We start from the raw sequence: 738 nt of genomic DNA on the forward strand, positions 1-738 counted from the left end.
GTGGCCTAACCCCTTGTGGGAGGGAGCTGTCGAAGGTGGGATTGGCGATTGGGACGAAGTCGTAACAAGGTAGCCGTACCGGAAGGTGCGGCTGGATCACCTCCTTTCTAAGGAGCATTAGTGCCGTTGATCAGCTCGAATGTGGCTGATGCGGTTGCTCATATTATTGGGTGGAACACTGACACGGTAATTGTTATTGCCTGCTGGGCCGGCCTTTCGGGGTTGGTTGGTGGGGTTTCGTCGGCACACTGTTGGGTGTCTGAGGGGATACGTCTTCTCTGATGCTGCTGGATGTCTGCGCCTGCGTACTGCGGCCCTGTTGTGGGGTTGTGGGTGGGTGGCGGTGTGGTGGTGTGTGTTGTTTGAGAATTGTATAGTGGACGCGAGCATCAACATGACGCTGCGCCTGTTTGGGTGTGGTTGTTGTGTTATGTTTCTGTAATTTTACATGTTTCTGTGTAAGCATTTTGTTGTGTTTTTTTGGCGCTTGATGTCATGCAGGGCGCATCGAATGTGTGGGATGGCTTGATGTTGTCTCGGGTTTGGTGTGTGTTTTGTGTGTTGTAAGTGTCTAAGGGCGCACGGTGGATGCCTTGGCGCAAGGAGCCGATGAAGGACGTGGGAGGCTGCGATATGCCTCGGGGAGCTGTCAACCGAGCTGTGATCCGAGGATTTCCGAATGGGGAAACCCAGCACCAGTCATGTGGTGTTACCCGCCGTTGAATATATAGACGGTGT

General features: G+C 53.5%; 2 rRNA genes. Both read left to right on the top strand.

From position 1 onward, the window contains the following. A 16S ribosomal RNA gene (locus FK529_RS19685) occupies positions 1-107 on the top strand; the annotation flags it as partial. A gap of 454 nt (positions 108-561) precedes the next feature. Beyond that, a 23S ribosomal RNA gene (locus FK529_RS19690) occupies positions 562-738 on the top strand; the annotation flags it as partial.

The sequence above is a fragment of the Tsukamurella asaccharolytica genome (assembly GCF_007858435.1).
Lineage (GTDB): Bacteria > Actinomycetota > Actinomycetes > Mycobacteriales > Mycobacteriaceae > Tsukamurella > Tsukamurella asaccharolytica.